This is a genomic window from Mesorhizobium sp. M1A.F.Ca.ET.072.01.1.1 (assembly GCF_004023325.1).
Lineage (GTDB): Bacteria > Pseudomonadota > Alphaproteobacteria > Rhizobiales > Rhizobiaceae > Mesorhizobium.
In genome coordinates this window covers 1-6,482 of record NZ_RZSF01000351.1, presented here as the reverse complement: position 1 = coordinate 6,482, position 6,482 = coordinate 1, and the positions used below count along the sequence as shown (strand labels likewise).

The following is a 6,482-nucleotide window of genomic DNA, read 5'->3' as shown; positions in this document are numbered from 1 at the left end:
GGCATAGGCGTTGTTGCCGGATGCATCCTGGGGACCGCCGACGATGGCGACGACGATCAACTGGCCCGTGTTCGTCCCGAGCGAGAGCTGCATCCAGTTCGGGGTCGAGGTTCCCTGCGCGATGCCGCCCGGCTTGAGCGTCAGTGACGTGTTGATGGTAAGGGCGACCGGTTTCTGGCCCGGCAGTCCGGGGCCGAAGGCCTCGATCCAGATCGGCGTCGCAGTCGCGACGCTGAGATTGGTGACGGACAGATTGTTGGCCTGCCAGTTGTTGACGAGGATACTGGGCTGGGTGAGCAGCGCCGGGGCGTTGAGGAAGGTCGGCTGCGAGCCGCCCGAGGTCAGACCGAGCTTACCGGCATTGTTCAGCGAAGCGGTGTTTTGATAGGCCAAGACCATCGAGCCGTTGGTCGTCTGCGGCATCGCCGCGCTCTCGCGGTAGGCCAGCGTGAGCGGCGAGCCGTCCCAGTTGGTGGTGGATGCGTTAGCACCGAGGATTTCAAATTTCGCGGTCGTTGCCATGGTTTTCCCTCGCGGTTTGCAGGTTAGGACGATTGGTTGCATGCCAGTTCCGGAGCGGCGGATTGCCATCGCCCGGTCGTTTGTTTCGTCATCGGATCGTCCCAAACCGGTTCGCGGCCTGCGGTCCGATGCACCAGGTTTCGAAACGGCTGCCCTCCTTCCCGTTGTGTTACGCGCGACGCCGCCGCCACTGTCCGCCCAGGCCGATCAGCTGGCGTCGATGTCCGTCAGTTTCAGTTGCAGGTTGCTGAAGCGCAGCACCGGCGTGTTGACGCCGCTGAGCGCTGCATAAAGCGTGATGTCGAAGACCAGCATCGCGCCGGCCGGCTCCGCATTGGCGCCGAAGACGATGCTGTTGCCGGAGGCCCAGCCGGCGATCGCCTCGGCGAACAGCGCCGCGAAATCGCCGAGCTGCGCCGGCTGCTGTCCGTCGATCTCGAAGGAACGGGCCAGTGCGATCGGAACCAGCGGGCTGATCGAGGCGCTGTCGAAGGCGCCGCCGGCGACGGCGGGGAAGGGGAACTGGTAGGAGCAGCCGACCTTCACCCGCCGCGTCGTTCCATCGCTGAGATTGGCGGCGGCATGCGCGGCGAGCAGCGATTTCGCCTGCGCCGGATCGGCGAGCAGGTCGGCCATGATGGTGAAGATGCGCTGGCACAGGCTCGACGGCGATGCCGGGCAGGCCGCGCCAGCGCCCTGGCCGGGCAGCTTCGTCACATCGATCGGCGTCGCATTGTCGATGAACGGCGTCACCGGCTGGCTCGGGCGCACCTGCGGCGTCTTGTAGACGAATTCCGGCACCACCTGCCAGGCGGTGTTGTCGGCGGCCTCAAGCGTGATCAAGTTGCGCTCGATCTGCACGGCGGCCAGCGCATTCTCGGCCGCCAGCACGTTGAGCGCGTCGACCTTGATCGTGTGCGCGACGCCGAAATTGCCGGGCGCGGCGTTTTCCACCTCGAACAGCAAGCCGTTCGGCGGTGGAGGCTGGACAGCGTGCTGGTTCGGGTAAGACGTCAGGTTCGACGGATCGAGGGCGGTGACAGTCAGCGCGACATTGGCGAAGCTCGATTCACCTTGTGCGGCCGGCCATTGCAGCTCGATCAGCCGTGTCGTTCCATCTGGCTGCAGCACGTCAGTGACGACATAGCTGTCCGTGACATTGGCCAGGCGTTGCGAGACTGCCAGATTCAGGCTGGGGTTCCAGTCCTTGTTCGCCGTCACCTCGCCGATGGCCGTGGCGAAGGCGGCCACCGCGTCGGCCCAGGCCGGGTCGGCCAGGTTGCGCAACACGGGACCGATCGCCCCATAGACGGCCGAGGTGCGGGCCAAGGCCGTGAACAGGTCGTAAGGGCCGTCGGCGCCGGGAAGCTCACCGAGGCGGTTCTGCGTGGAGTTCGATGCCGCGCTGAGGTCAGTGTTGTATGTGACGGCGGTGTTGATCTGATCCTGCGCGACGAGGAAGGCCTGATAGGTATAGAGGTAGCTCCAGTCGGCGCCGTCGGCGACCGGATTGCCGGAACCAGACGACGGCGTGAACCGGGACCAGGTCTGGCTGATCAAGGTCGGCGGCGTCGGATACTGGCGGTACACCACCGGGATCTTCGTCAGCGCGCCGGCCGGGCCGATATGCGGCACGCCTTGGGGGTAGGGGTCGATGAGTTGCAGCCAGATCGATGGACGCGCCTCGCCGGGCGCGCCGGCAGGCCCCAGGAAGTACTGCAGATTGGTGACGGCGAAGCGCAGGTCGAACGGCACCACCGACGCCGCCGCGGCATTGGGATCGCCATAGAGGAAGGTCAGCGGGCTAGCGCCCGTGCTCACGATGCCGACATGCGCAGTCGAGAGGCCGGAATTCTGCCGGGTGGCCGAGAAGCTGCCGGCGCCTGACCCGCTGGTGGCCGTGGTGATGGTGAAGGTCGTGTCCCCGGTAACGTCGACGTCGTAAACGCCATTCGCCGGCAATTGGCCGGAATTCGTCTGGAACATCATCAGGACGCGGCTGCCATCGGTCAGGCCGTGCGGATTGCCGGTCGTCGCCGACAGCGTTGTACCGCTCCAGGCACAGGTCCCGGCAAGCACGGCCTCAATCTGGCCGAACAGCTCGATATAGCCGTCTGCGCCGGCCGGGACGGACTGGTTCCAGGTCACGTCGTATTGCACGATGGTGTCGACGGAATAGGCCGTCATCAGCGCCGCGCGCATCTGCTGTTCGAACACGTCCTGGGCGACCGCCAATGCCGCCGTCGTGCCGGTGAACGGCGACTGCGGGCCGAACAGCCAGTCGACCTCGTATTGCGCGTATTTCTGCGCGAGCGACTCGCGGCCAAGCGCGATCTGCTCATAGGCATCTCGGGCGAGCTCGAAGGCCTTGGCCGCCGAGGCCGGCGACAGCACGTCGTCGACTGCCTGGAAGAAGCCGCGGTTGAGCTGGTCGAGGTCGGTATCGATGAGCAGCTGCTGCGCAGGCAGGGCCGGTAATCTGGACGATAGCGTCGGCAGCGGCACGCTGGCGCTGTTCAGCACATTGTCGAGCGGTTTGGGCGAGAGGAAACGCGGGCCGCCTCCCGCGGTGCCGATCGTGATGTCGAGCAGCGACGCCGCGACGGCCCATAGCGATTGCGAATTGGCTCGCGCGCCGCCGGATCCGTCCTGCGCGAGCTTCAGGGCCTTGAGCCGCTTGCGCGCCAGCGTTGTGCTGGAAAGACCTTGTTGGGCCGATGCGTCGGCGCCGTTCATGCCGACCGCAAGCTTCTGCGCCGGGAAGGCGCCGGTGAAAGCGGCGGCGAATTGCGATAGCGCGCTGGCGCCGCCGGTCGCGGGCACGAACCCCGTGGCGACATTCTGTGCCGACGGCACCAGGATCGTGCCGTACTGGCCCTTCAGATAGGGCGAGATCAGATCGGCGTTGCGGGTGATGCCGAACAGCACGACGATTTCGAACAAAGGCGGCAAGGCGCCCGGACCGCTCACCGGCATCGAAATGGTCACGGCGCCCGGGAAATGCGTGCTGGTGCCGGCCAGCCAGGCGACGAGGTCCGCCACCATGCCGGTGACCTTGGCCGCGTCGGCGGACGGGACGGTGAAGCTGGCGAAGCTCTTGCCGTCGGCCTGCAGCGCCAGGCTGGTCTCGACATAGAACGAGACGCCGGGGGCGTTGATCTGGTCTTCGATGGTGCGGAAATTGGCGAGCGCGGCGGCCTTCTGGTCGGCCGACATCCCACTGAACGCAGTTTGGCTGGGCGTCAGCACGAGCTCGACCGTCCCCGTCTTCGAGGCGTCGAAGCCGTAGGTCGGCAGGATGCCGGGCCACTGGTCGATCGGCACGATCGGATCGAAATAGAGATTGCTGTCGTTGTAGCTGGCCGGCGTCGGCAACTGGTTGCCGAAAGCGTCGTTGACGAAGAACGACAGCGCGAACTTGTCGTCGATCGAGGCATAGCGATTGGGTGTGGCCGACCCGACATTGGCGGTCGCCACATTGTAGAGTGGCGCGAACACCCGATAGGTGCTGCTGGTCGCCCCCTGGTCGGGTTTTTGCGGCTGGATGGGCGCCGACAAATTGCTCAGGATGAAGCCGGTGGTGGCCTGTACCTGATAGGCGACCAGGTTGTAGAGTGAATTCAGCGCGGCGGGCGCGGCCCCTGCCGCGACCAGGGCCTCGTGCAACTCGTCATCGTCGGCTACGCCGGATGAACGCAGCGCCCGGATGACATCGCCGCGCGCATGATGGCTGGCCGCACCAAGCTTGCCAGCCTTGGCCAGACGAGCGGGGGTCTTGAGCTGCATGACGCTTTCGGCGCGCGTCAGCTCGACGCCGAACGTGCCGGCGGCGACCTTGACATAGCGCGTTTCCAGGGACGGGTCGGCGGTCTCGACATAATAGACGAGCCCGCTCTGTGTGCCGGCCAGCACCACCGCGTTGTAATAGGGCTGGATGGCCAGCGGCGAGCCAGGCTGGTTGCTGCCGCTGCCCGGCTTGTAGGTCACCAGCATCGTTACCTGCGCGACGCCCTTGACGAAAAGCGCCGTCGGCAGCGAGTTGCCGGTCTTGTCGATGAAGCGCAGATAGTAGCCGGGCGCGTTCGTGACCGTCGCCTGCTGGATGATCTGCAGGAAGCCGTAGCCGCCATCGGCGGCGACATCGGTACTGGCACCGACCGAGACGCCGGCAGGCAGGTCGAGCGCGAAGCCCATCAGTCCTTGCGGCGGTTGCGAGACCGTCGTGGTGTTGGTCCGTAGCGCGAAGACGGCGGTCGGATCGACCACGGCCGAGACCAGACCGGCAGCACCGGCCGCCGTCTGATAGAGGATCTGGATCGCGTCGGCCGGCCGGTCGCCAGCCCTGAGATCGTCGAGGATCCTGTCGAGCAAAGCCTCGTCCGCCTGGCTGGCGCCCGACAGCGCGTAGACGTCGGGCAGCATGCTGCCCTGCGTGGCGCCCGGAATCTGCTTCACCGTTAGTGTGATGCTGGTGGCGAAGGTGATGTCGCCGACCGGCAGCGGCGTGCCGTCCGGCATATACGCGCCTTGCGCCTGGCGCGATTGCACCAGCACCTGGATGGCGGTCGTCCCCTCATTGGCCTGCAGCTTCGCCAGGCTGGGCGCGAATGGTCGCAAGCTCGTCGCGCCGCCGCCGGCCGGCGTCCAGACGGTTGCGTTCTCCAGCGCGAACGACTGCGGCCCGCTCGAGCTCAGCGCGATCGGCGTCGGATTGCCGGGAGCGGCCACCGAAGCCTCGGTCAGGCCGACATAGGGCGCAAGCAAGGTCTTGGTGAGCGAGAAGGCAGCGTTGGTGGTGAGCCAGCCTTGCGTGGCATCCGTATTGGTCAGCGTGATGCTGTAGCTGTCGTTCTTGGCGAAGCCGCCGGCGGGGAATTGCTGCCAAAGAAGCGCGAACAGCGGATTGGTGGTGGTCAGCGCCGTGCCGCCCGGTACGGTAAGGCCGGCGGTGTAGGGCAGGCGCACGCCGCCACGGAACGCGCTCGACATTTGCCCGGCAAGGCCCTGGAAGCGCGTCTGCGCGCCAGGGGTCGGAGCGGCCACCGCCGCCATGAACAGCTTGTCGAGCGGCGAGGAGGTCAGGCCGGCACTCTGCATAGTGACCAGGAGCTCGTGCACCGCGCCGCGGATCAGGCCCTTGAAATAGTCGAGGAATATCTCCTGCGACAGCGGCGCCGTGCCGGTGCCCAGATTGGCCGCCGAGCTCTGGTTCGGCGTCTGGTTGACGAAGAGCTGGTTGAAATAGGTGTCGACCGCCTGCAGGTAGGTTTGCGAGACGACGTTCTTTGCCTCGAACTGATAGGACATTTCCTGCGCATTGCCGTTGCCATCCGTGCGCCCGCTGGTGGCGAGGTTGAGGAAGGGCGGCATCGGGAACACGCTCGCCTTGGCGCTGGCGGTGGGCACGGAAAGCGTGGCGCTGAAATTGGCAAGCTGGGCAAGCACGGTCGGATAGTCGAGCCAGCCGGTCAGCGCGTCGGGGTCGCTGTCGATGTCCTTCAGACCGAGTGTGCCCGTGGCGGGGTCGAATTCGAGCTGCACCACGGAATTGTAGGCCGGCAGGTTCAGCGCGTTCATCAGCGCGAAAGTGGCGAGTTGGGTCGTCACCGCCTCGAACGGCTTGAAATCGGCATAGGTCGGGTTCTGCGGCGGGTCATCGTCATATTGCACGCCGAGCGATGTCACCACCCATGGCGCGCCGTTGCTCACCGCGTCGGCAAACACCACCGTCAGCTCCGGCAGGAACAGGATCGGCAGGGCTTTCGGCAGGCCCGGCAGAAGCCCGACGCTCGGCGCGGCGCTGGCAAGGAGGCGCTGCTTCAGGCTTACGAAGCTTTCGATCTGGGCCTGCGAGGACGAGCCGGCCAGCTGCCACTCGAAGCGGAACGCGGCGTTGAAGCTGAAGCTGATCGAGATCGAGATCAACCTTTTCCTGTTCTCGATCTCGGTCAGCTTCAGCT

At 66.0% G+C, this 6,482-nt stretch carries 2 protein-coding genes; both read right to left on the bottom strand.

The window, feature by feature from the left end; translation table 11 throughout:
* A partial coding sequence (locus EOA32_RS31255) for a hypothetical protein (RefSeq protein WP_145971408.1) occupies positions 1 to 522 on the bottom strand: 522 nt, incomplete at its 3' end.
* A gap of 207 nt (positions 523 to 729) precedes the next feature.
* On the bottom strand, positions 730 to 6,447 hold the full coding sequence (locus EOA32_RS38920; protein WP_210214866.1) for a hypothetical protein: 5,718 nt from the start codon (positions 6,445 to 6,447) through the stop codon (positions 730 to 732).
* Between the last annotated feature and the right edge of the window lie 35 nt (positions 6,448 to 6,482).